This is a genomic window from Breznakibacter xylanolyticus (assembly GCF_003254275.1).
GTDB lineage: Bacteria > Bacteroidota > Bacteroidia > Bacteroidales > Marinilabiliaceae > Breznakibacter > Breznakibacter xylanolyticus.
In genome coordinates this window covers 1-25,469 of record NZ_QKZK01000001.1, presented here as the reverse complement: position 1 = coordinate 25,469, position 25,469 = coordinate 1, and the positions used below count along the sequence as shown (strand labels likewise).

Here is a 25,469-nt window from a genome sequence, read left to right as displayed (position 1 = left end):
TTATTATTTTATTAATTCATCAAATTCTCCAACCTCTCCAAACCATGCCTTAACCGAGGGGGGAGGATTCTTAAAATTAACATCTAATATTTCATACTGTACTCCACCTCCTTTCTGAATCAAATCGCTCAAACCATCGTGCATTCTTTGCCACACCTGCTCTCCAGCAAAAGATTTTCTAAGAGTTGTTCCTTTGGGGATTTCTACAATTGCAATTTTTGAAGGCTTGGTGCCAAATATTGTTCCATTGTCAAATGGGATAGCTAAATCTTCAATTAAATCATCTATGTTATCATATTTCTTCAAATCTTCAATTCTAAAAATCCATTTTGAGGCTTTTCCATCTCCTGAATATAAACGAACAAAATATCCGACCTCATCTAGTTCAAAATCAGTCCCAATTGCATTTTTAAGATAAGGACAATTTTCAAAGTTTGGATTTGCAATTTTATATTCATCATACAAAAAATCATAGGTTCTATTTCTTGTATAACCCATTCTTGGATATGCAGTTGTGTTTTTTAACTCTGCAAGTAATTCAGATAATTTTCCTTCTTTAAATAATTGCTGGTATCTAGGCAGATTTCCAAAATAACTACCTGCTTTTGCTGCCTCCTCCCCACTCTCTAGCAAATTAAGCATTTTTTTCTTAGCCGCCTGCACCTTCTCCCAAGCCAATATTTGCTGGGGTGTCAACTCGGACGCATCCAAATCTTTGATTTTTCGCAGTTCGGCCAACAAGGCGGCTCTGAGGCTTTCATTGTTGCGAAGCAAACGGCGTGTTGTTTCGGGCAATTTGACGGCAAAATTTTTCAGGGCTACCGTCGCATTTTTGATGCCCACCATACCCATGGCCATATTAAAGGAATTCACGCCGAGTTCGAATTCCGAACCGAGAGGAAAATCGACGGTTTGGATGGCAATATCACCCATAGCACCGGCCACTTCAATCAACGCAATCACTCTTCGTGCCTGAAGTATTTTACTTCCTAAGGAAACAACGCCCACTCCGCTGTAGATCGTGAGGAGATCTAACGCGACGACAGCACCCTTCTCTACCGCGGTGTTAAATAGCTTTTGATCGTAATAATGAAGGAATATCGCGGGCACAACATATTCCTTAGTCCCTGTAAGACTTTCAGTTGATGAATCAAGTGCGATTCGAACAAGATCGTTCGTGCTTTCGGTGAACACCACGACAGGAGTGAGTGGCGACAAGTTTTCGGCGATGAGCGTACTGGTGGTTTCAGTACGATATGTCACAGATTCACTTTCATTAGGGTGCGAAAGTATATTTCTGATTCGATCCTCATAAATATTGACAGTCCCTGTCGCAGCATCGTATTTGCCTCGGTGGACAAGCAACATCCACTCCGCATGATCCTTATCCATAACAAAGGAGCCAGGGAGCTGGTGTTTTTCAAGGTTCAATACCTGATTAAACAACTCATTGCTCGTTTCATAATCCAAGTCGCCAAACCTTGTGACAAGCAAATCTGGCTTTTCTTTATACATCTGTAAAAGACCTTTGATGAACGATGTATAGTTTTTTTTGTCGTTAAAAATGTCGATGCTCACATCATGCAGTTCTTCGACCAGATGTTTTAACACTTTATTGTTGTCGGCTTCGAGAAGTGTGTACACATCACTAAAGTGATCGGCCGAAATGGCCGACATCAACTTGATCATGGCAAACTCTTGTAACTCGGGGATTTTGAGTGTTGAGCATAAAAATTTAAAGAGCTCGAAAACAGATTGTTGGGAAATACTTTTGATCGAAACAGGGCATACTCCACTGATAGTGAGCGCTGCCCGTGCTGCCAGAGCTTCATCGCCTGATTTACCAACAATAGAGGAGACCAACTGATTCAGCACCTCCTGATCGTGTTCAATTTGTACAGGGTTGCCACACTCAGGACTGTTGCTTTGGGTATCGAAAAAGTCACGTAAACAATGAGTTTCTGCTTCCGACCTTATCACCAGCTCCCAGCCTTTGACCAGTGTTGAACTTTCAATACGGGATTTCAAACCGGACGCTTCAAGTGGCTTTGCAGGCACTTCCCAGGCTATGGCTTTGCACTTATAAATGCAATCGCTATTCATGGATTGATATACCCAAACATTGCAATTCGTACCATTGAAATAGGTTATCTCACCTGGAAACGCGACATTGTCCTTATTGAGGAATTTATCGGGAGCTACGTATTTGTAATATTCTCTGACTCCTGTTTCGGAATCTTCAACATAAAAGCCGACAATAAAATAGAGTTGGTTTTTTGAAATGACACTGGTGACATTTTTTCCTTGCACCTTCAGTGGGTAACTTTCGATAATCTTTCCAGAGGGTGTCATCCCGCAGTAAATTACCTGGTTTACATCCTGCGTTGGCACCATGGGATCGAGTTCATACAATGCATCAACAGTTGCTTCTCCCTCTTGTTCCCCCTGTGCCCAACTCATCCACACCCGTTGGGGATCCTGCACATTCTCCCACTGGTACTTCCACAACTCTGTGCCACCCTTGTAGTCCATCAGGTTGTCGGTGGTTTGCTCTTTGGCAATGTAGTTTTCGGAGCTGAAGGTGTGGTAGAGGTTAAAGGCGCCGTGGCCTAATTCATGTGCCACAATATTAAGTTCAGGCGAACCATATATAAAGCCGCACTGGCGTTGCAGGGGCATAAAGCCGGCCACACCGGCCTTGCCATCCACGTTGTCGATGAAAAAGAGGTAGAGGGCGTCCTTGTCGAGGCCGGAGGGCTGGGAGGCATCGTAGGTGTTGATGATCAGCTTTTGGTCGGCGTTGTAGGCAGCCAGGGCGGAGGAACCGCCGTGTGTCATGGTGCCGCCGGGGAAAGTGACGGTGAGGGGTGCGCCGGTGGTCACGCTCCAGCGGGTCACCGCCTGAGCGTAAATGGTATTGAGGGTTTGTTGCAGGGCGGTGGCATCGGGCAGGGTGGCGCCATTCACCGGCACGATGATTAACCTTTTGGGCTGCTCATCAAAACTCATGATGTTGAGTTTGCCCACCACCTCTTCGGTGGAGTCGTTCACCGCGCGGTAGGCATACAGGCCAATGGTGGAGCCGTTGGCGCTGCCGCGGATGGTGAGGTCGTTGCCCGAGGCCAGGGCGGGGATGCCCATCTCGTCCTTAAAGGTGATGCCATTGGTGGCACTCACCCCCACGCGGTCGGTGGCAAAGCTGGCCACGCTCTTGAAGGGGACAGGAGCCCCACCCGAAAGGGGGAGTTGGGGGTAGTGCGTTTGAATGGCTTGCTTGATGGGGGTGAAGGCATCGAAGCCGTATTTTTGTCCGGTTGAAGCGCTGAAGCTGACCGATGGGGAGGTGACTTTTTGCTCTTTCTCGCTGTTGTGGTCTTTCATCAGGCGGCTGCTGCCTCCGGTGGCCTTGTATTCTTTCACGCCCATCACCTGGCCGTCGTTGGTCACCACGTATTCCTGCCCATCGGGGCCTTTGACGAGGGTCTTGCCCAGATTGTCGGTGGAGGCAGCCAGCACGGTTTCGGTGATGTTGCCGTTGGCATCCACGCTCACGGCCATCAGGGAGTCGCCCCCGTTCACATAGATGGCGTCGAAGGATTGGGTCACCTGCAGGGTGTCCTTGATGGCAGTGCTGGTGGTGAGGACGGCCAGGTTGCCTGCCAATGCGTTGAAGTAATCGGTGGCGGCATCCACATCGAGCAGGAACTGGGGATCGTACACGCTCTCGAAGTCCATGTTCACAATCACGTTGTCGGTGTTCACCTGCAAATCGGTGTACTGGCACACAAACTTCACGCCCCATATCTCGGCCCAATAGAGGAAGATGCCCTTGTAGGTGCCCGCGCCCTGTGACTCCACGCTCTTGAGGATGAAGCGGGTGGTGCCCGTCTTGTTGGCGATGGTGTCGCCGGGAGCCAGGTTGTCGCGCAGGGTGAAGTTGGTGAGTTCCACCCCGGGCAGATTGTCGTCGCAGCCACAGGTGGGGCACCCCAGCGTGTCCACCAGGGGCTTGGGAACGGGTACGGTGAGTGAGCGCCATGTGGTGAAGTCGCTCACCGAGGTGGGGTCGCTGTTGCAGGTGCTCTTCACCCGCATCTGGTAGGTGTTGCCGGGCGTGAGATCGAAAAACTCGGCTTTGCTGTCGAAGGTCTCGCTGGCGTTGAACCAGCCGGTTTCGGGCTGCCTCATCTCAATCTGATAGGAGGTGTGCCCGGTGCCGGGTTCCCAGCAAAACAGGCCACTCTGCCCTTTGGCGGTGGCGGTGAAGCCTGTCACGGTGTCGCACAAGGCCTTGTAGGTGAAGGTGCGCACCTGACTGTGTCCGTCCTGTTCAAAGGGCACAAAGCCTCCGGCGTCGGATGCGGTCACGCGCCAGGCATAGGTCATGCCGGGTTCCATCATCAGGGTGGCCGGATAGAGGGAGTAGCTGGTGCTGAAGGAGGTGTTGTCGTGAAACACGGGCATGGATGCTGCCACAGTGTAGGGGCTGATGCCGGGCACTCGCATCTCCCACATCTCGAACTGATAGCGGATGTTGCCGGCCGACATGGGGCTTCCCACGTTACTGGGCAACCAACTGAAGGTGAGTGGCATGCCGGCGTATTGTCCCAGGCGGGCACCGTCGTCGGGGGCTCGCAACACGGGGGGCTTGCCAAGAGCGATCCAGGCAGTGGTGCTTCCTGCATTGGAGATGACCCGCCGTGTGGCATGGTGAAGCACCTCGACGGTGAACTTGTAAAACCCCTCGGGCAACTGCCCGGTGCGCTGATAGGTCTGTTTACTGTAGCCTTTAAACGTCAGATTGTCGATGTTGAAATAGTCGGATAAATCCTCGCCAAACAGCACACTGGTTTCGCCGCCATTGAGGTAGATGGGGGTGGTGGCCAGAGTAAGAGCGGTCTCGATGATGTGAACTGAATATATTGTACAAAAGTTTATTTGAACAGTTCGTCATAACCAAAAACAAAAAAAAATAAAAAATACCACGCCCAAATCTCTCTTATCTTTGCCAAATAGAAACCCAATATTGAATCAACTCCGAAAAGTATCTTCCCCAAAAACAACCCTCTCACCCAAATTACAATCTGCTTTCTATCTACATTTTAAAATTTGCGTAATTCGTGGACATAAAATTATAAATCATAATACAATGTCGTTAAGTTAAGAGAAGAAGACGCAAGACGATGAGACAGATGATGAGATAAGGAAAGATATTTAGATCTGTTTTCTTCGTCTTCACAGTCTAATCTATCTGTCTGATGTCTAAAATTCTTCTTGTCTTTTATTCGATTGTCACTAACTAAACGACATTGAATCATAATACCTTTACAAACCGATGAAACAGCCATCTTTTCCATCGGTAACACACAGAAACAAAATTATTGGCGACAGCGCACATGTGTTATCATGAAAAAGTACAACGATCATGGCAGCAAATAATACAAACCCTAACCATAGTCCCCCGTTGGGGGATATTGGGGGCTAAATTACATACACATGAAACCCACCCTCACCCTTCTGCTTCTCATCATCCTCACAATGACGTCACACGCACAACGCGAGTCAACCAACCTCATCGTGGGCTATCAACAACAACACTACCCCACCCTCGAAGTGGGCATCGCCCATGGCGTCCGGAATCAGTACCTCTATCATAACACCCACCTGAGTGGCGAACTACTCTTCCGCCCCCATCAGAGCAACCTGCTGGGTATCAAAGCCGGCTACAGTGCCTCCCTCCTCATCCTCCAGTTCAACGCCCAAGCCATTTATTACACAGAACTATACAACGACAGTCGAATCCAATCCACCGCAGCACTCCGCCCCGAACTCGGACTCTCCTTTCTTGGCATCGCTCAAATCACCTATGGATACAACATCTTCCTATCCAAAACCACCTTAGGCATCAGCAACCACCTCCTGAGCCTTCGCATCACCTTCGGAACTCTCAATTGATCTCCGTACAGACGCGATTCATCGCGTCTCAATCTCCGATTCATCGCCTCTCAATCTCCATTTCATCGCCCCCCTCCACTCCTCCACCCCTCCACTCCTCCACTCCAATTCTTCGCCCCTGCTTCGCCATTCCTTCAATGCTTCCCTATATTAACTCTGAACCAACTCCGACTCTTCTCCGTGTTTAATTCAGACAAGCCACAAACTTGTTTAAAATATATTCCCCAATAAATCCGATGAAGACAATACAATGCTGCGAAACAGCTCCTGATCCCATGCGAATTCTCCGCCTTCCTCATGGCATCAACCATCTACATACCAACCTATCACCACGCTTAACCATCACCAATCCCAGAAAAACACAAAAAACACCCCTTTCCACATCCTTATTCCCACATTTTTTTTTAATTTCATAAGCTATTCACAACACAGTTGGTTTGTGAAGCAAAGCCATCGACGCAGTCGCTTTGCGAAGCAATGAATTCGAGGAATTCGCAAACAACACATTTTTCATCAACTCATAAACCACACATTGATACCATCAAAGTCTTGCATCTTAATACTCATCAACTGACACCTCCCACCCCATGCAACTCCGAACCGAAATCACACCTCCCGAAGCCCCCCGCCGCATCGACTATGCCGACCACATCCTCTGCATGGGATCCTGCTTTGCCGAAAACATCGGAAAACGATTCATCGACAATCGCATGAACGCCTTGGTCAACCCCTTTGGCATTCTTTTCAACCCCATGTCCATCGCGATGGCCATCCGTCGAATGATTGCCACAACTGAATATACCTCTAACGACCTCATCCAACATCAGGGCATCTGGCACAGCTTTGCACACCACGGTTGCTTCTCTTCGTCCGACATGGATCAAACTTTAAACGCCATAAATCGGTCACTCGTCAAAGCGTCTCACGAAATTCGTCACTGTAATTATTTATTTCTTACATTTGGCACATCCTGGGTTTACGAATGGGTTGAAACGCAGCAAATCGTGGCAAACTGCCACAAATTGCCCGACAAAAACTTCAACCGATATCGTTTGTGTGTGGATCGCATCGTGGAGCTGTACAAAAAACTCCTGATCGAGTTGTTGGAGATAAACCCGGGTGTTCAGATTGTTTTGACGGTGAGCCCCGTCAGGCACTGGAAAGATGGCGCAAACGGAAACCAATTGAGCAAAGCAGTCCTGTTACTGGCTGTTGATCAATTGTGTAAACTCTTTGAGTGCGCCTCCTATTTCCCGGCCTACGAGATCGTCTTGGATGACCTCAGGGACTACCGTTTCTTTGACGACGACATGCTGCACCCTTCGTCGGTGGCCATTGATTATGTGTGGGAGAAATTTGCGGGGAGTTGGTTCAACCGGGAGACAGTGGCCTGTTGCAAGGCCATGGAGCCCATTGTCTGTGCTCGTCATCATCGGCCGTTGCACCCTGATACGGATGCCTATCTGCAGTTTGTGCGGAATATGATGACACGGATTGAGCAGGTAAAACAGAAATTTCCCCTGCTCGACCTGAATGATGATTTGTTATTCTTTCAAAATAAAATCCGTTAACATTTTTTACTAACCACATTATCAACAACCTATGCAACCCACTACGTTCTCATTATCCGCAACCACATCCTGAGTCTCGTTTGCTTTGTCCAAACGCGCAATGCTTTCGGGCAACAATCACTCCTTCTCTTTCCTTCCCCTGACGCCTTTAATAATGCCGACAGGGGTCTATGTTGTCTCATTTCCCTAATCTGTAACATCTATGGTCTATTTTCAGCTCGACAAATCGAAACTCATTAACCTCGAATACTCTCTGTTTCGTGAAATACTGCGAACCAATCGTTCCGGCTCGTATGCCAGTACCACGCTGGTGGGATGCAACACCCGCAAATACCACGGCCTGTTGGTTTGCCCCATCGAAAAATTCAACAACGAACGTCACGTCCTGCTTTCAAACCTCGACGTATCAGTCATTCAACACGACAAGGTCTTCAACCTGGGCATTCACAAATACCCTGGCAACCATTACGAACCCAAAGGACACAAATACATCCGCAATCTGGAGATTGACAGCATCCCTAAAGTAACTTACCGGGTGGGGGGAGTCGTGCTCTCCTACGAGTTGCTCATGTCCGAAAACGAAGAGCAGGTCCTCATGCGATACACCCTCGAAGAGGCTCACTCGGCAACCACGCTGCGGTTCAAACCTTATGTCGCCTTCCGAAGTGTGCACCAACTCACGCGTCAAAACCTGTTGGCCAATACTCACTTCGACACCATCGGAAACGGCATCAAACTATGCCTCTACCAGGACTTTCCCGACCTGAACCTGCAAATCAGCAAAGAAAACGAATACATCCCCTTCCCAAACTGGTACCGCGACATCGAGTATATCAAGGAATGGGAACGTGGATATGATTTCCAGGAGGATCTTTACGTGCCCGGCTACTTCGAAATACCCATCGAAAAAGGTGAAAGCATCATTTTTTCGGCTTCAACAGCTCCCGTCAAAACAGGCGGATTAAAAGCCAAATTTACCCGCGAAGCAAAAAAACGAATCCCCCGCGATACCCTGCTCAACAACCTCTTAAACGCGGCGTCGCAGTTCCTGCTCATCAACAAAGGCAAAACCGAACTGGTGGCCGGCTACCACTGGTATGGAAGCCGTCTGCGCGACACGCTGGTGGCTCTCCCCGGGCTTTTCCTTTTCCAAAAAGACCTCAAGCCATTTCACGATGTCCTGGACACCACCATCGCACAAATTGAAGCCGACTACCTCAACGGAACTTCCGAAGAACTGGCGGCTAAATTCAAAGATGTGGACGTCCCCCTTTGGCTATTCCACACCCTGCAAGAGTGTAAGACGCTTTATGATACGAAAAACATCTGGGCCACCTACGGCGAGCTGCTTAAAAAAATACTCGACTACTACCTCAACCCCAAAATCCCATACATCCACATTCAGGATAACGGACTCATCGACGCCCGTAAACAAGGCGTGCCCCTCACCTGGATGAATGCCATGGTGCAAGGAAACCCCGTGGTGCCCCGAGCCGGCATGCCCGTCGAACTCAATGCCCTTTGGTACAACGCCATCTGTTTCTCTATCTACGAAGCCGGACTGGCCAAAGACAATGCATTCATCAAAAAATGGAAACCCATTGCCGAAAAAGTCGGCGATGCATTCATCAATGCATACTGGAACGATCAACGCGGATATCTGGCCGATTGCATCGACGGGCATCGTAAGGACTGGAGCATCCGTTGCAACCAGGTCTTCGCTGCTGCCTTCGAATTCTCACCCCTGAGCCCCGAACAGAAAAAATCAGTCATCGACATCGTAAAAAAAGAGTTGCTTACTCCCAAAGGCTTGCGTACCTTGTCCCCTTCTGATGCAAATTTCAGGGGTGTCATTGAACACGAACCCTTCTCCCGCGACTTGGCTCTCCACCAAGGATGCGTTTGGCCTTGGCTTTTCGGCTTCTTTGCCGAAACATACCTGGGTCTCCACAAAAGAGGTGGGTTGCCGTTCATCAAAGGCATCATGGAAGGATTTGACGAGGAGATGTATGACCACTGCCTGGGTACCATCCCTGAATTTTTCACCGGAACACCCCCTCACAAGGGTAAGGGTGCCGTGTCGATGGCCTGGAACGTGGCGGCCATCCTGAAAGTGATACATTTAACCGAGAAATATAGCTAACCTATGAAAGTTTTAATGTTTGGATGGGAGTTCCCCCCTCATATCTCCGGAGGTTTGGGCACTGCCTGCTACGGTCTCACCCGTGGCTTGTCTCACATCCCCGACGTGGATGTTCTGTTCGTGGTTCCAAAAGCCTACGGCGATGAGGATCAAAGTGCCATGCAACTGGTTGGTGCCAACCAAATTCCTGTCGCTCAACGCGAACTTAGTCTCTCCAATTTCAAAAAAGTATTGGGATACATCGAGGTGGGCTCTAAGCTCGTGCCTTATGTCGACCCCGACGATTTTTGGCGACTCACCCGGTCCGAAGTTTCCGGTAGTTTCCGTTACATCCAAACCAATGCCGAAGGCAAAATTGACTTCTCGGGAAAATATGGCGCCGACCTGCTTCAGGAAATCACCAACTACGCCATTGTGGCCAACGTGATTGCCCAGGACAACGACTTCGATGTCATTCACGCACACGACTGGCTCGCCTATCCTGCCGGTATCGCAGCCAAGGAAGCCTCGGGAAAACCCCTGGTGGTGCATGTTCATGCCACCGACTTCGACCGAAGCGGCGGTAGCGTCAATCCAACCGTCTATAACATCGAAAAACAGGGCATGGAAGCGGCAGACATGGTCATCACCGTGAGCAACCTCACCCGCAACATCGTCATCGAAAAATACGGAATCCCGGCTCATAAGGTCGTGACCGTCTACAATGCCGTCGACCCCGTGCGTAAAAGCGAATGGGACGACATCCAAAAAGGGGTGGCCGAAAAAATCGTCACTTTCCTGGGTCGCATCACCATGCAAAAAGGCCCCGAATTCTTCATCGAAGCGGCCAACAAGGTCATCCGTAAAATGGACAATGTCCGATTTGTGATGGCCGGGAGCGGTGACATGATGGAACGAATGGTGCGCCGTGCCGCCGAACTGGGCATCACCCACAAATTCCATTTCACAGGATTCCTCAGAGGCGAAGACGTCTTTAAAATGCTAAAAATTAGCGACCTGTATGTCATGCCTTCCGTATCGGAACCCTTCGGTATTTCGCCCCTCGAGGCCATGCAAAGCAATGTCCCTGTTCTCATCTCCCACCAGTCGGGTGTGGCCGAAATTTTAACCTACGCCCTCAAAACAAACTTCTGGGACGTCGATGCCATGGCCGATGCCATCTATGGCGTACTCAACTACCCGGCTTTGTCGCAGATGTTTATCAAACACGGAAAAATAGAGGTCGACAACCTGCAATGGGAACATTCGGCACGTAAAGTCAAAGAGGTATATGACATGGCTTTGGCCAATTAATGAATGATTCGTTTGAACTATTTTTTATGAGGACCGACAACCATCGTTCCCCTAACCCTAATAAATTTCATGACATGAGGAATATTTGTTTTTGTTTCCAGGTACACCAACCCCTCCGCTTACGACGATACCGCTTCTTTGACATCGGAAATGATCACTACTATTACGATGATTACACCAATGAATCGGTCATGCGAAAGGTGGTGGCCAAGTCATACCTCCCGACCAACGAACTATTGCTAAAACTCATTCACAAACACAAAGGCAAATTCAAAGTTTCCTTCTCTATCTCGGGGGTCGCCCTGGAACAATTCCGACTGTACGCTCCCGAAGTTCTCGAGAGCTTTCAACAACTGGCGCAAACCGGTCAGGTGGAATTTCTGGCCGAAACATGGGCGCATTCACTGGTCGCACTCAAAGATCCCAACGAGTTTAAACGTCAGGTGGAGTTGCATGCCAATAACATCGAAGAACTCTTTGGTCAAAAACCCACTGCTTTCCGTAACACCGAGATGATTTATTCGGATCTGCTGGGCGAAATGGTCGCGTCAATGGGGTACAAAGTGATGCTCACCGAAGGTGCCAAACACATCTTGGGATGGAAGAGCCCTAACTACCTCTACTGCAACGCCATCAACCCACGCCTCAAAGTCCTCTTGCGCAATTACGTTTTGAGCGACGACATCGCCTTCCGGTTCAGCAACCAAAACTGGAGCCAATGGCCCCTCACTGCCGACAAATATGTGGACTGGCTCAACCAAATTGATGGCAAAGATGAGGTGGTGAACCTCTTCATGGACTACGAAACCTTTGGAGAACACCAATGGCGCGAAACAGGAATTTTCGATTTCTTAGGCGCACTTCCGGGTGCTGTCCTCAAAAAATCCAATTTCCAGTTTGCCACGCCTTCCGAAATCGCCGACAAACTGCAACCGGTCTCGCCAATTCATGTGCCCAACCCGATCAGCTGGGCCGACGAGGAACGAGACTTGACTGCTTGGCTCGGAAACGAAATGCAACAGGAAGCCTTCAATAAAATGTATGCGCTGCTGCCTAAAGTCAACAAATGTCAGGATCCTAAACTGATGAAAGACTGGCTTTACCTGCAAACCAGCGATCACCTTTATTACATGTGCACCAAGTATTTCTCCGACGGTGCCGTGCACAGCTATTTTAATCCTTACGAAACGCCCTACGAGGCTTTCATTAATTACATGAACGCCCTGAGCGACTTCAGCATCCGAATACATGCTGCGGTGCCCGAAAATAATCAGGACGTGGAACTGGCTAACCTTTCGACATTGCTCGAGAAAAAGGACGAGAAAATTATGAAACTCGAGGCTGAACTAAAAAAGATGCGCGAAAAAAAGTCAAAACCTGCTGCCAAAGCCGAGAAAAGCAATGTATAGACGGAGAGGCTCTGGTAGGCAGGTCACCGGAATTTGACGCATTATTGGAAAGCTTGAACGCCACGGACATGGAGCATCCATCCGATCCGTGACGTCACATTCCTTACCGGGATCGATAACTCCCGGAATTCACTGACGGTTGCAGATCGAACAATCGCCATGGCGCATGGAACGATGGGCTATATTCAAACCAAAAACGCTAATTGATTAATATGTTAGACAGCTATTTAAAGCCGGATTACGTCTTTGAGACCAGCTGGGAAGTGTGCAACAAAATGGGAGGCATCCACACGGTGCTTGCCACCAAAGCACTCACCCTAATGCAAGAGTTTCAGGAAAACATCATCTTTATTGGACCCGATGTTTGGCGCGGACCCGAGCAAAACCCCGAATTTATTGATGACTCATCCCTCTTTCCCGAATGGCAACAAGTGCTGCGTAAAGAGGGTCTCCATGTGAAAATCGGCCATTGGAACTTGATATGCAAACCCATCGTCTTCCTGGTGGATTTCTCTCCTTTTGTTCAACAAAAAAATGAGATACTCGCCAAATACTGGGAACAATACAAAGTGGACAGCATCAGTGGCCAATGGGACTACATCGAGCCTGTGCTCTTTGGTTACTCTGTGGGCAAAGTCATTGAAAGTTTTTACAAATGTTACCTGACCGTCAACACCAAGGTGGTGGCGCATTTTAACGAATGGATGACCGGAAGTGGGGCTTTGTATCTCAAACGTGAACTCCCACCCGTGGGAACCATCTTTACCACACACGCCACCACTGTGGGCCGTTCGTTATCGGGTCATGGCATCCTGTTTTACGACCACCTCGATGCTTTTGATGGCGACGCCAAGGCGACGGAGCTTAACGTGGTATCAAAACATTCCATCGAAAAAGCAGCCGCCCAAAATGTCGACTGTTTTACCACTGTCTCTAAAATTACAGCCAAGGAGTGCTACCAATTCCTGGGACGTGAGGTCGATGAAGTCACGCCAAACGGCTTCGAAGAGGACTTTGTCCCCAAAAACGAAGACTATCTGGAGAAACGCAAAACCGCTCGGGCAAAACTTAAAACCGTCGCCGAAGCGTTACTGGGCTATCAACTGGACGACAAAACGCTCTTTGTGGCCAACAGTGGCCGATACGAATTCCGCAACAAAGGGATTGACGTGTTCATGGACGCTCTCAAGCTCATGAACGAATCGTCCGACAGCAAATGCAAAGAAGTGGTCGCTTTCGTGCTCATCCCGGCCAACACTTACGGCCCGAGAAAAGACCTTATCGAAAAACTGGCGAACCCAAATGCCAACATTAAAATCGACAACCCTTTTCTCACACACGGGTTGAACGACTTGGGCTACGACCCCATCATCAATAAGATACAGGACATCCACCTGAGTAACAACCAATCGGATCGGGTAAAGCTCATTTTTGTCCCCTCGTACCTCAATGGCAACGACGGGGTCTTTAACATGCACTACTACGACCTGCTCATTGGAATGGATATCACCGTGTTCCCCTCCTACTATGAACCGTGGGGTTACACACCCGTCGAAAGCCTCGCTTTTGGCGTGCCCACCATCACCACCACATTGGCTGGTTTTGGCCTTTTTGCCCGCGAATTCAGCAAAGGCATCGAAGACGGACTGGCCGTGTTGGAACGCAACGACTCCAACCAACAGCAAATGGCCTCCGAAATCACCGAAGTGATTCGCAAGTTCTGCTCCCTCTCTGCTCAAAAAGTCGCAGAACTACCCGCTAAAACGCAAAAAATCGCTTCCCATGTCGAATGGGATGCCTTAATCAAACACTATTTTAAAGCTTACGACATCGCCCTCAAAGAGGTCAACAATCGTCGTAACTTATTTAATGTCGTACAAACTGAAGCTCGCATCAAAGTGAAACCCGAAACCAGTAATCTTCCCGTTTGGAAGAAAATCGTTGTAAAATCTAAACTCCCCGAACGGATCAGTGCCCTCCACACCATCTCTCGTAACCTTTGGTGGACATGGAATTACGAAGCCATTGAACTGTTCATGGAAATTGACTCACACCTGTGGGAATCGACAGGGAAAAACCCCATCCAACTGCTCGACAAGGTTTCATTCGACCGACTGGAACAACTGGCTTCAGACAAAAACTTCATTGCTCGCGTCGACAAACTGCAAAAAGACCTGGAGGATTATTTGGCTCGTCCCTTCTCCACCGAGCAGTGCATCGCTTACTTCAGCATGGAATATGGTCTTAACTCCATCTTGAAAATATACTCGGGGGGATTGGGAATCCTGGCCGGCGATTACCTCAAAGAAGCCAGCGACTGCAACGTCAACATGGTGGCCGTGGGCTTGATGTACCGCTTCGGTTACTTCCGCCAAACGCTCTCCCTCAATGGGGATCAAATGGCCAACTACGATGGACAGGAGTTCTCGCAGTTGCCCCTCGAAGAGGTGCGATCCGAAAATGGCGAAGCTCTCTGTGTGACCGTTGACCTCCCCGGACGGGTGGTACATGCCAAAGTGTGGAAAGCTCAAGTGGGACGCGTCCCCTTGTACCTGCTCGACACCGACCATAAACTCAACAACCACGAGGATCGCGAGATTACGCATAAACTCTACGGCGGAAACTGGGAAAACCGTCTCAAACAGGAGATATTATTGGGTTTTGGCGGCATCCGACTGCTCAATGCCCTCGACATCAACTATGACATCTGTCACTGTAACGAAGGACATGCGGCACTCATTAACGTGGAACGCATGACCAACCTGGTGGAGAAAAAACGAAGCTTTGCCGAGGCGTTGGAAATTGTGCGTTCTTCTTCGCTCTTCACCACCCATACGCCTGTGCCGGCCGGTCACGACTCATTTGACGAGGACATGTTCCGCGTTTACCTGCGGCACATCCCCGAAAAACTCAACATCTCGTGGGAAGACTTCTTCAACCTGGGACGCGAACGAATGAATGACCCGCACGAGAAATTCTCAATGAGCATCCTGGCACTCAAAACGTCGCAGGAAGTCAACGGCGTGAGCTGGCTGCACGGCGAAGTGAGCAAAAACATGTTCAAGGACAATTGGAAAGGCTATTTCACCGAAGAGGTTCCCATCGGATTTGTCACCAACGGCGTGCACTACGGCACCTGGATGTCGGCCGAATGGCAACGTTTCTTTGCGAAAGAATTCGACAACGACTTCCTTAAAGATGTGAGTAACAAAAAATTCTGGGAACGCATCTACAACATTGCTGACGACAGAATCTGGGACATCCGCAAGATCCTGCGCAAACGACTGCTCGACTCCATCAAGGTGAGAATCGAGAAGAACATGGTGAACCGTCATGAAGACCCATCGCAAATTGTCGAGGTGATCAAAAGCATCGACGACAACGCCCTCACCATCGGCTTCGCTCGTCGATTTGCAACCTACAAACGTGCTCACCTGCTGTTCACCGACCTGGAACGACTGGCGCGCATTGTCAACAACCCCAACCGACCGGTACAATTCATCTTTGCCGGTAAGGCTCACCCGGCCGATGGCGCCGGACAAGGATTGATTCGCCACATTGTGGAGATTTCGCGTCGCCCCGAATTTATTGGCAAAATCATCTTCCTCGAGAATTACGACATGGAACTGGGAAAACTATTGGTGAGCGGCGTCGATGTGTGGCTCAACACCCCTACCCGTCCTCTCGAAGCATCAGGAACCAGCGGACAGAAAGCCGAACTCAACGGGGTGCTCAACTTTAGCGTACTCGACGGCTGGTGGTACGAAGGATACAAAGAAGGTGCCGGTTGGTGCCTGAGTGACAAACAGACTTATCCCAATGCACAATTCCAGGACGAACTGGATGCGGCCACCATTTACAGTATGTTTGAAAATGAGGTCATCCCACTCTTCTACGACCAGGATGCCAAAGGTGTGCCGGCCGGATGGGTGAAATACATCAAAAACTCGTTTGTGAACATCGCTCCCGATTTCACCACCAAACGGATGCTCGACGATTATCTGGATCGTTTCTACAACAAGCTCTACAGCCGTTACAAACGCATCAAGGCCAACGATTATGAAAAGGCCATTGAAATCGCGGCCTGGAAACGAAAAGTAGCAGCGGGCTGGAATGACATCGAGGTGCTGGACATCGAGATGCCCGACATCTGGAAATATGAATTGGGCATTGGCGACACCTATGTGGTCAACATTATACTGGATCTCAAAAAACTGGTCAGCGTGGATGTGGGACTCGAAATGGTGTACATCGATGCCACCGACGAAACATCGACCAAAATTATGGGAATCAAAGAATTTGTGGTTGTCAAACACGAAGGCTCTAAGGTCTATTTCCAAATGAAGCACCAACTGAAGCTGCCGGGTGTATTCAACTTCGGCATTCGCATGTATCCCAAAAACGAAAACCTCGCTCACAAGCAGGATTTCAACCTGGTAAGATGGTTGTAATAAAATATTGTGCTTGGTAGTTTTTCAATCAAGAAGAAGGCTGTACGGATCGGTTTCCCGTACAGCCTTCGTTTTTCTTAAGCCCCTCATCCCCAAAAAAAGTGAATTGAAAAAGGCACATGGACAATAATAGCCAAGTCGCCTAATTAAAGGTTTAACCGCATAGCCCCAACGGGGCATAATCATCTAACCTGGGGCGTAGCCCTGTCAAAAGAGAAGTAAAAAAAAGCCCCAAAGGAGCGAAAGCGTTGTTGGACGTAGCACTTAACCAAACAGGCAGTGATCGCTTTCGCCCCGTTGGGGCTTTGGGAGATTCCTTATTGCTTTGCACACAGGGCTATGCCCTGTGCTGACGGATTCCGCCCCGTTGGGGCTTTAAGATGATTTACAAAGTGCCTATTTCAAAAAGTGAGATGGGGTTATATCCAACATTTCTTTAGAGCATAAGAATTTGACGCTTACTCCACTAAACTTCTAAACTCTTACACTCCTCAACTATAAAAATCACCCCACCACCACATTGATGATTCGTCCGGGTACCACCACGATTTTCTTCACCTGCTTACCCTCCAACCATTTTTGAGACTCTTCGTGGGCAAGGGCGGCTTTCTCAATGTCGCCCGATGATAAGTCTAAAGGCAACGTGAGCTTGAAACGGGTTTTACCATTGAACGAAACCGGGTATTCAAAGCTGTTCTCCACAAGGTATTGTTCATCGGCAATGGGCCATTGCGCGTCACACACACTACCGCTGTTACCCATCAACTGCCACATCTCTTCACAAATGTGAGGGGCAAATGGTGCCAACAGCACCACCAATGGGGAAACAATGTCGCGTTTGTTACACTTGAGCGAAGTGAGTTCGTTAACCGCGATCATAAAGGCACTCACGCTGGTGTTGAACGCGAAACGCTCAATATCATCTGTAATTTTGCGAATCGTCTTGTGAAGAATTTTCAACTCTTCGGCCGTTGGGGCATCTGCACTGACACTCAGGTTATCTTCGCGGTCGTGTATCAGGCGCCATGTTTTGCGCAAAAACTTGTGAACGCCGTCAATGCCATTGGTGTCCCAGGGCTTTGACTGCTCCAGAGGGCCCAGGAACATCTCGTACAGGCGCAAGGTGTCGGCACCATATTGATCCACGATGTCATCGGGATTCACCACGTTGAACATCGACTTGGACATCTTCTCAACCGCCCATCCACACACATACTTGCCGTCTTCGAGTATAAACTCGGCATTGGCGTACTCGGGATTCCAGGCTTTGAAACGCTCCAAATCAAGCACATCGTTTTGAACCATGTTCACATCCACGTGAATGGGGGTGGTGTCGTACTGATCTTTCAGGCGCAACGACACAAAGGTGTTGCTCCCTTTGATGCGGTACACAAAATTGGAACGCCCCTGAATCATCCCCTGATTGATGAGTTTTTTGAATGGCTCATCCTTCACAATAAGACCAATATCAAAGAGGAACTTGTTCCAAAAACGCGAATAAATGAGGTGTCCGGTGGCATGCTCGGTGCCGCCGATGTACAAATCGACATCCTGCCAGTAAGCATTGGCCTCAGGGCTGACCAAAGCGCCATCATTTTTCGGATCCATGTAGCGCAGGTAGTAGGCCGACGACCCGGCAAAACCCGGCATGGTATTCAATTCCAACGGATAACCATCGGCGGTAGCCCAGTTTTTGGCGCGTCCCAGTGGGGGCTCGCCATTTTCGGTGGGCAGATACTTGTCAATTTCGGGCAGGGTGAGAGGCAATTGACTCTCATCGAGCATGTAGGGCATATCGTCTTTATAGTAAACGGGAAACGGCTCGCCCCAATAGCGCTGGCGACTAAAGATGGCGTCGCGCAGGCGGTAATTGGTTTTCACGCGTCCGATGCCGGTTTGAGTGATGTGCGCTGCCGTTTGACGGATAGCCTCTTTCACCGATAGGCCGTTGATGGGGCCTGAGTTGACCATGATGCCCTCCTTCGAATCGCGCGACTCGTCCCACGTCTGTGGGTCAGATGGAGTTTCGCCTACAGGCACCACCACCTGACGGATGGGCAACCCGAACTGACGGGCAAAAGCAAAGTCGCGGGAGTCGTGCGCGGGCACAGCCATGATGGCACCCGTGCCGTAGCCGGCCAACACGTAGTCGCTGATCCACACGGGAATCTCCTCGTTGGTAAGGGGGTTGATAGCATAGGCACCCGAAAAGACGCCGGTCACCTTTTTTACTTCGGCCAAACGTTCACGCTCGGTGCGTTTCTTAGTCTCGACAATGTAATCGTTCACCGCCTGCTGCTGCGCGGGCGTAGTAAGCTGCGCCACCAATTCACTCTCGGGCGCCAACACCATAAAGGTAACGCCGTAAACAGTATCGGCACGCGTGGTGAAAATGACCATCTCCACATCGGAATCTTTCACCTTAAAGGTCATCTCGGCACCTTGCGAACGGCCTATCCAATTGCGCTGCACCTCTTTGAGGGAGTCACTCCAGTCAACCTGATCGAGACCATTGAGCAGACGCTCGGCATAAGCCGACACACGCAACGACCACTGACGCATCACGCGCTGCTCCACCGGATGTCCGCCTCGAACCGACAAACCATCCTTCACCTCATCGTTGGCCAGCACGGTTCCAAGCGTGGAGCACCAGTTCACCATGGTGTCGGCCAGGTAGGCAATGCGGTAATTGAGCAACACATCCTGACGTTTTTTCAGATCATAAACCGCCCAGTCATCGGCAGTGAAACACAACTCTTCGGTGCAGGCTGTATCAATGCCTTGGGTTCCGTGTGCCGCAAAGTGCTGTTCCAATTGGGCAATGGGCAGCGCCTTTTGTGATTTGTTACAATAATAATGGTTGAACATTTGAATGAACGCCCATTGCGTCCACTTGTAATACGATGGTTCGCAGGTCTTCACCTCACGATCCCAATCGTACGAAAAGCCAATTTTATCGAGCTGCTCACGATAGCGGGCAATATTTTTTTCGGTAGTAATGGCCGGATGCTGGCCGGTTTGAATGGCATACTGCTCGGCCGGCAAGCCATACGCATCATAGCCCATGGGATGCAGCACATTGAAACCATTGAGTCGCTTGAAACGGCTATAGATATCGGAAGCGATGTAACCAAGCGGGTGACCCACATGCAAGCCGGCTCCCGAGGGATAAGGAAACATGTCGAGCACATAAAATTTGGGACGCGAAGCATCAATGTCGATTTTATACGTCTTTTGACGAATCCATGTCTCGCGCCATTTATTTTCTATTTGTTTAAAATTGTATTCCATAAGGCTTTGCTATGATGATTACACACTTGATTTGCAGGCTGCGAAATTAGGAAAACTTTTTTAAACCACAGGGTTAAAGCAGAGGTCTTGCCACCCCCCTTAAGGCGAACCACGCGAGTGCATCAAAACCACGAACGGGGTTGTTGAAAAAATGTCGCTTCTTTTGACGTTTTTCACATTTTGAGATGTGGCCATCACAGCTTTTATTTGTTCTTTTGCATAAAATCAGCTCTAAGAGTTGTAAATTGATATTCTTATTGAAACAAATCATCCAAAATAAAACCCCAATCACATGACCGTAAAAGAATTGAATTCAAAATATGCCATCGAGGGCTGTTTGAGTTTTGTAGAAAGCAAAGGAGGTATGGCCATTGCCATGTTGTCGAACGATCACTCATTTGCTCAGGTATCACTGTATGGGGCTCATGTTTTGACATTTGAGCCTGCCGAACAAGACGACGTGCTGATGATGAGCAACAAAAGTTATTTTGAAAAAGGCAAGCCCATGCGTGGCGGCATCCCCTTGTGTTTCCCATGGTTTGGCCCCCACGCCACCGACAAAGCACTGCCCCCCCATGGTTTCGCCCGCCTGATGGACTGGAACGTGAAGGCGACTGCTCAACAACCCGATGGTGCCACCTGCCTGGTGCTTTCGCTCACCGACAACGAACAAACCCGTGCCATGTGGCCCCACGCTTTTGAATGTGAACTGACCATTGTGGCCGGCAAAACCCTCGAAATGAACTGGGTTGTGAAAAACACCGGCTCTGAAGCTTTTGATATCGCCTCGGCCATGCACACTTATTTCGCCACCAACGACGTGACTCAAATCAACATCAAGGGACTGGAAGGTGTAACCTACTTGGATGCCACCCAACAACTGGCGCCGGTGACCGAAGGCACTGCTCCCGTGGTGATTGACCGCGAGGTAAACCGTTGCTACATGGACACCACCGCCACCTGCGAAATCACCGACCCATCGATGGATCGCACCATCCGCGTGGCCAAAACAGGCAGCCAATCGACTGTGGTGTGGAACCCCTGGAAAGAGGTGGCCAAAACCATTGCCGACCTCGAGGACAACGAATACCAAGGCTTTGTATGCCTTGAAACAGCCAACGTGCACCGCAACAAAGTGACCGTGCCGCCCGGCGCCGAACATGCGATGTCATTATCTATTTCGACCCTCTAAATTATTTGGTGCAAACAGGGAATTTTTCTATGTTTGCACCCCTATTGGTTCCGTAGTTCAATGGATAGAATGTCAGATTCCGGTTCTGATGATATGGGTTCGAGTCCCGTCGGGATCACCACCAACAACCACAACACATTCACTGCAATGTCGTTGTGGTTTTTTTATTGCACCACACATCCCCAAGTCATACCCGTTGATCGGCATTGGGGTAAATTCGATTGTTAACTCCAACAAAATAACACATTTGAGTGATCTGCTATGTTATTTAAACGCAAGGCGTAACAAAATAACTCAGCGCCTTCGCGCCTTTCCGTTTATTTTGACTCTTTGTTTGCAAAATACGGTCGTCGTTGCACCTGACCTCTAACTCGCTGCAAAACGCCATTTACTCAGTATCTGACGTCAAGCAGACGTGAAAAGCCCTATCGACCGGGTAGCCGACGTCTTGCAGGCTTGCAAAACTCAATCTACCCGGTATCCGGCCTCTTGCAGGCTTGCAAAAGGTTATCTACCCGGTATCTGAAGTGTTGCACGCGTGTTTGAGGTCGTTTACGCGGTAGACGATGTTATGAAAATCACTCAACAAAAACGACCTGTGTGATTCAATGCCGCACAAAAAAAGGGGCAGCGCATGCATCGCTACCCCTCTCGAGTGTTTGTGTTGTGTGTATATAAAAGCTTACAGCTTTTCGAAGAAATCGTTGCCCTTGTCATCCACAATGATGAACGCCGGGAAATTCTCGATGCGGATTTTGCGCACGGCTTCCATACCCAACTCTTCAAAATCGACCAGTTCAACCGACTTAATGCTGTCCTTGGCCAGGATGGCAGCAGGGCCACCAATGGAGCCCAGGTAAAAACCGCCATGTTTTTTACAGGCATCGGTCACAGCTTTGGAGCGGTTGCCCTTGGCCACCATAATCATTGATCCCCCCAGACTCATAAAGGCATCTACATAGCTGTCCATGCGACCGGCCGTGGTGGGACCAAAGCTACCCGAAGCCATGCCCTTGGGTGTCTTGGCTGGCCCGGCATAATAAACAGGGTGTTTCTTGAAATACTCGGGCATGGGTTTGCCTTCGTCAATCATTTGCTTGATGCGGGCGTGGGCGATGTCGCGTGCCACAATGAGCGTGCCCGAGAGGTTCAACCGCGTTTTAATGGGATATTTCGACAACTCTTTCAGTACCTCGTCCATGGGGCGGTCGAGGTCAATGTTTACGGCCGGAGCCATGTGGGGTGCCTCTTTAGGTACAAAACGAGCCGGGTTCTTTTCGAGCTCTTCGAGAAAGATACCATCGGCAGTGATTTTTGCCTTGATATTACGGTCGGCACTACAACTCACGCCAATGCCCACGGGGCACGAAGCAGCATGGCGGGGCATGCGCACCACTCGCACATCGTGCACAAAGTACTTACCGCCAAACTGAGCGCCAATTTCGCTCTCCTGACAAATTCTAAGCACTTTTTCTTCCCATTCCATATCGCGAAACGCCTGACCGCCATCATTGCCTTCGGTAGGCAGATGATCAAAATAACCGGCCGAGGCTTTTTTAACAGCAGCAAGGGTGGCTTCGGCCGATGTCCCCCCAATAACAATGGCAAGGTGATAAGGAGGACAAGCCGAAGTCCCCAGATATTTAATTTTTTCGTTGACGAACTTGGTGAGCGCCTCTTCGGTGAGCAACGCCTTGGTTTCTTGAAACAAGAAGGTTTTATTACCCGAACCGCCGCCCTTGGTCAGGAACAGAAACTCGTATTTGTCGCCTTCTTCGGCATAGATGTCAATTTGGGCGGGCAGGTTGGTGCCGGTATTTTTTTCGTCGAACATGGTGTAAGGCACCACTTGCGAATAACGCAGGTTGCGTTCCTTATAGGTTTCAAAAACGCCTCTCGAGAGATGCTCAGCATCATTGGCACCCGTCCACACATTCTCACCTTTTTTGGCCACCACAATGGCTGTTCCCGTATCCTGACAGGTGGGCAACTCACCTTCGGCCGACACCACCTGATTCATCAACATGGTGTGTGCCACAAAACGGTCGTTATCCGACGCCTCGGGATCTTTCAAAATGTGAGCCAGCTTCTCAAGGTGAGCCGGACGCAGGTAAAACGACACATCAGCAAATGCTTCTTTGGCCAACAACTCCAACCCCTTGGGATCGACTTTCAAAATGGTACGACCATCCACCTCAATGGTCTTCACATAATCTGTGGTCAGCAGGCGATACTGCGTGGTGTCCTTTTTGATGGGAAACGGTTTTTGATACTGAAATTCAGCCATGACGCTATGTTTAGGTTTTTAAATTGCGTTTTTGATGCCACAAAATTAAGGTTTTTGTCGGGCGATGAACGATTGATCGGGGGGAAATAAAGATATTTTTCAGCATATTTTTAAAAACTCTGAGCCTCGAAGAGCTAAAGGATTTTCACTGCAATCCCTGCGTCATCTTGGTGTCTTTGCGATAAAAAAGAGTGTAAACGCAGAGGCGCTAATCGACGAAGTCGCTTGGCTATGCCAAGAAAGGCGCTGAGTTGGTTTGATTATGTAGATTGCGTTTAAATATGAAAGCAGATAACTCAGCATTTAATCATCTTCCTAAACTTAACGAACTAAGAACTGACGCTGAGTTGCAGTGAGATAAAATGAGAACCAGTGAGGAGAAAAAGCCACAGTGCCACTCGGTAAAAGAGTTATATAGTAGCGTGCAAAGCAAGCATCGCGGTGGGCTCACAAAGTTTGTTTCTCTGCGCGCTTTGCGTGACCTTGGCGTCATTGTGGTAAAAAAAACACAAAGAATTCACAAAGACAGTGGGTTATTATTAATGTCAATAAAGGATGCGATTGCTATGCGTATTTTACAAATAAAAAACCAATAATCAGGAGATAATGTAGAAATTCCGCTGCACACTTGATATGATTACCATACTTTGGTAACTTTGAAAAAATATGAAAATCATATGGGAAAGAATACCTCAATATCATTAGGTTCTCACTTTGAGAATTTTATAGCGTCGGAAGTTTCCTCTGGAAAATATAATTCAGTAAGTGAAGTTGTTCGTTCTGCATTAAGACTGCTAGAATCAGAGGAGAGAAAATTGAATGAATTAAGAAACGCATTAATTGAAGGAGAAAACAGTCAAATGGTTGAAAACTTCAATGCCGAACAACACTTGGCAGACTTACATAAACGTCACTTAAGAGTATGAAATACAGAGTAAGTAAAAAAGCCATTTCTGATTTGGAAAAAATTTGGTTTTATACTCTCAATAAATGGTCCAAAGAGCAAGCAGACAGATATCATAGACTTATCATTCAGGAAATTGAATTTATTGCCGATAATTTCAATCTGAGCAGAAATGTTGACTATATCAGAGCTGGCTACAGAATGTCAAAGGTTAAATCTCACCTGATATTCTTACGAAAAGTTGGTGATTTCATTGAAATCATCAGAATTTTACATGAGAACATGGATATCAAAAACAGACTTTCAGAAGATAAATAAAAAAAATACGCACAACACGCGGTCACTGCCAATGCCGCAATGAGGCTGTTCACGCATTGACAGTTCTGTAAAGTGCGGCAGTGGCAATCCCGCCAACCATTATCTACAGCTTTAAATATAGACTCACAAATTATCTCAAGGAAAGACAAAAGAGATATCGGTGTTGATATGACCAAGGGATTTTTGATGGGTATTAAAGTTTCCCCGTAGGGGAAAAAGATCGTTAGAAAACAATTGATTGGTTAATTCTTTTGCCCCTACGGGGCAAGACAAAAGGATATCCTTCGTCGTTTCTACCGATCTTTCCTGCCTGACGGCAGGAGAATTATAAATGCCTCATAAATTTCACACTTCTGAACTTTTGTGGCTCTATGTCGAATCCTGTGGGTAAATAAAATATGAAAGCACGAATTCAACACAAGGTAACTAAGCCGCCTTCGGAAACGAGCCATGTCTAACGCTTCGATACACAGGAGTTGATTATTGGCGAGTTCCATCTGACCAATTAAAAACAAAAATTAAACAGATGAAAATGGCGTTAAAAAAATCATAGGCCTGAGCGTTAAAAAATATGCGCTGTTTGAGCTTGCGAGTTCGCAGATTTTAGCGAGGGCCTATGATTTTTAGCCATTTTACGTCAGCGGCGGCCTTTTTT

General features: G+C 48.6%; 13 protein-coding genes and 1 tRNA gene. 11 read left to right on the top strand and 3 right to left on the bottom strand.

Annotation, left to right across the window (positions count from 1 at the left end):
• Window positions 1-3 precede the first annotated feature (3 nt).
• On the bottom strand, window positions 4-4,845 hold the full coding sequence (locus tag LX69_RS00070; protein ID WP_111443774.1) for a fibronectin type III domain-containing protein: 4,842 nt from the start codon (window positions 4,843-4,845) through the stop codon (window positions 4-6).
• A gap of 651 nt (window positions 4,846-5,496) precedes the next feature.
• Here LX69_RS00070 and LX69_RS00065 point away from each other — a divergent pair.
• The 6 genes from LX69_RS00065 to glgP all read left to right on the top strand — a co-directional run bounded on the left by LX69_RS00065 (window position 5,497) and on the right by glgP (window position 16,822).
• On the top strand, window positions 5,497-5,955 hold the full coding sequence (locus tag LX69_RS00065; protein WP_111443773.1) for a hypothetical protein: 459 nt from the start codon (window positions 5,497-5,499) through the stop codon (window positions 5,953-5,955).
• Window positions 5,956-6,542: 587 nt separating this feature from the next.
• Window positions 6,543-7,526, top strand: a complete 984-nt coding sequence (locus tag LX69_RS00060) for a GSCFA domain-containing protein (RefSeq protein WP_111443772.1) — start codon at window positions 6,543-6,545, stop codon at window positions 7,524-7,526.
• Window positions 7,527-7,728: 202 nt separating this feature from the next.
• Window positions 7,729-9,669 carry a glycogen debranching enzyme N-terminal domain-containing protein gene (locus tag LX69_RS00055; protein ID WP_111443771.1) on the top strand — a complete coding sequence of 647 codons (1,941 nt, stop codon included), beginning with the start codon at window positions 7,729-7,731 and terminating at the stop codon, window positions 9,667-9,669.
• Between the two features lie 3 nt (window positions 9,670-9,672).
• Window positions 9,673-10,962 (top strand): glycosyltransferase family 4 protein, encoded by a 1,290-nt coding sequence (locus LX69_RS00050; protein WP_111443770.1) that lies wholly within the window; start codon window positions 9,673-9,675, stop codon window positions 10,960-10,962.
• A 74-nt stretch (window positions 10,963-11,036) separates the two neighbouring features.
• The gene (locus tag LX69_RS00045) at window positions 11,037-12,371 is read left to right on the top strand and encodes a glycoside hydrolase family 57 protein (RefSeq protein ID WP_111443964.1); all 1,335 of its coding nucleotides are present in this window, start codon (window positions 11,037-11,039) and stop codon (window positions 12,369-12,371) included.
• A gap of 212 nt (window positions 12,372-12,583) precedes the next feature.
• Window positions 12,584-16,822 carry an alpha-glucan family phosphorylase gene (glgP, locus tag LX69_RS00040; RefSeq protein ID WP_111443769.1) on the top strand — a complete coding sequence of 1,413 codons (4,239 nt, stop codon included), beginning with the start codon at window positions 12,584-12,586 and terminating at the stop codon, window positions 16,820-16,822.
• A 504-nt stretch (window positions 16,823-17,326) separates the two neighbouring features.
• Here glgP and leuS read toward each other — a convergent pair.
• On the bottom strand, window positions 17,327-20,113 hold the full coding sequence (gene leuS, locus LX69_RS00035) for a leucine--tRNA ligase (protein ID WP_111443768.1): 2,787 nt from the start codon (window positions 20,111-20,113) through the stop codon (window positions 17,327-17,329).
• A 292-nt stretch (window positions 20,114-20,405) separates the two neighbouring features.
• Between leuS and LX69_RS00030 the strand changes: the two genes are divergently transcribed.
• Both LX69_RS00030 and LX69_RS00025 read left to right on the top strand, forming a co-directional pair.
• Window positions 20,406-21,305 carry a D-hexose-6-phosphate mutarotase gene (locus LX69_RS00030; RefSeq protein ID WP_111443767.1) on the top strand — a complete coding sequence of 300 codons (900 nt, stop codon included), beginning with the start codon at window positions 20,406-20,408 and terminating at the stop codon, window positions 21,303-21,305.
• 46 nt (window positions 21,306-21,351) lie between these two features.
• Window positions 21,352-21,426: transfer RNA gene (locus LX69_RS00025), tRNA-Arg, on the top strand.
• A 561-nt stretch (window positions 21,427-21,987) separates the two neighbouring features.
• Here the strand turns inward: LX69_RS00025 and LX69_RS00020 are convergent.
• Window positions 21,988-23,592 carry a fumarate hydratase gene (locus tag LX69_RS00020; RefSeq protein WP_111443766.1) on the bottom strand — a complete coding sequence of 535 codons (1,605 nt, stop codon included), beginning with the start codon at window positions 23,590-23,592 and terminating at the stop codon, window positions 21,988-21,990.
• Between the two features lie 362 nt (window positions 23,593-23,954).
• Between LX69_RS00020 and LX69_RS00015 the strand changes: the two genes are divergently transcribed.
• The 3 genes from LX69_RS00015 (at window position 23,955) to LX69_RS00005 (ending at window position 24,814) form a co-directional block, all read left to right on the top strand.
• Complete coding sequence (locus LX69_RS00015; protein ID WP_111443765.1) at window positions 23,955-24,188, top strand: hypothetical protein; 234 nt, start codon at window positions 23,955-23,957, stop codon at window positions 24,186-24,188.
• An 81-nt stretch (window positions 24,189-24,269) separates the two neighbouring features.
• Window positions 24,270-24,518, top strand: a complete 249-nt coding sequence (locus LX69_RS00010; protein WP_111443764.1) for a type II toxin-antitoxin system ParD family antitoxin — start codon at window positions 24,270-24,272, stop codon at window positions 24,516-24,518.
• Window positions 24,515-24,814 carry a type II toxin-antitoxin system RelE/ParE family toxin gene (locus LX69_RS00005; RefSeq protein ID WP_111443763.1) on the top strand — a complete coding sequence of 100 codons (300 nt, stop codon included), beginning with the start codon at window positions 24,515-24,517 and terminating at the stop codon, window positions 24,812-24,814. Before LX69_RS00010 ends, LX69_RS00005 begins: the two co-directional genes overlap by 4 nt.
• The last annotated feature ends 655 nt before the right edge of the window (window positions 24,815-25,469 follow it).

Coding starts and splice junctions, on each gene's coding strand:
- LX69_RS00065 (WP_111443773.1), top strand. CDS start 5,497: ATGAAACCCACCCTCACCCTTCTGCTTCTCATCATCCTCACAATGACG.
- LX69_RS00060 (WP_111443772.1), top strand. CDS start 6,543: ATGCAACTCCGAACCGAAATCACACCTCCCGAAGCCCCCCGCCGCATC.
- LX69_RS00055 (WP_111443771.1), top strand. CDS start 7,729: ATGGTCTATTTTCAGCTCGACAAATCGAAACTCATTAACCTCGAATAC.
- LX69_RS00050 (WP_111443770.1), top strand. CDS start 9,673: ATGAAAGTTTTAATGTTTGGATGGGAGTTCCCCCCTCATATCTCCGGA.
- LX69_RS00045 (WP_111443964.1), top strand. CDS start 11,037: ATGAGGAATATTTGTTTTTGTTTCCAGGTACACCAACCCCTCCGCTTA.
- glgP (WP_111443769.1), top strand. CDS start 12,584: ATGTTAGACAGCTATTTAAAGCCGGATTACGTCTTTGAGACCAGCTGG.
- leuS (WP_111443768.1), bottom strand. CDS start 20,113: ATGGAATACAATTTTAAACAAATAGAAAATAAATGGCGCGAGACATGG.
- LX69_RS00030 (WP_111443767.1), top strand. CDS start 20,406: ATGACCGTAAAAGAATTGAATTCAAAATATGCCATCGAGGGCTGTTTG.
- LX69_RS00020 (WP_111443766.1), bottom strand. CDS start 23,592: ATGGCTGAATTTCAGTATCAAAAACCGTTTCCCATCAAAAAGGACACC.
- LX69_RS00015 (WP_111443765.1), top strand. CDS start 23,955: ATGAGAACCAGTGAGGAGAAAAAGCCACAGTGCCACTCGGTAAAAGAG.
- LX69_RS00010 (WP_111443764.1), top strand. CDS start 24,270: ATGGGAAAGAATACCTCAATATCATTAGGTTCTCACTTTGAGAATTTT.
- LX69_RS00005 (WP_111443763.1), top strand. CDS start 24,515: ATGAAATACAGAGTAAGTAAAAAAGCCATTTCTGATTTGGAAAAAATT.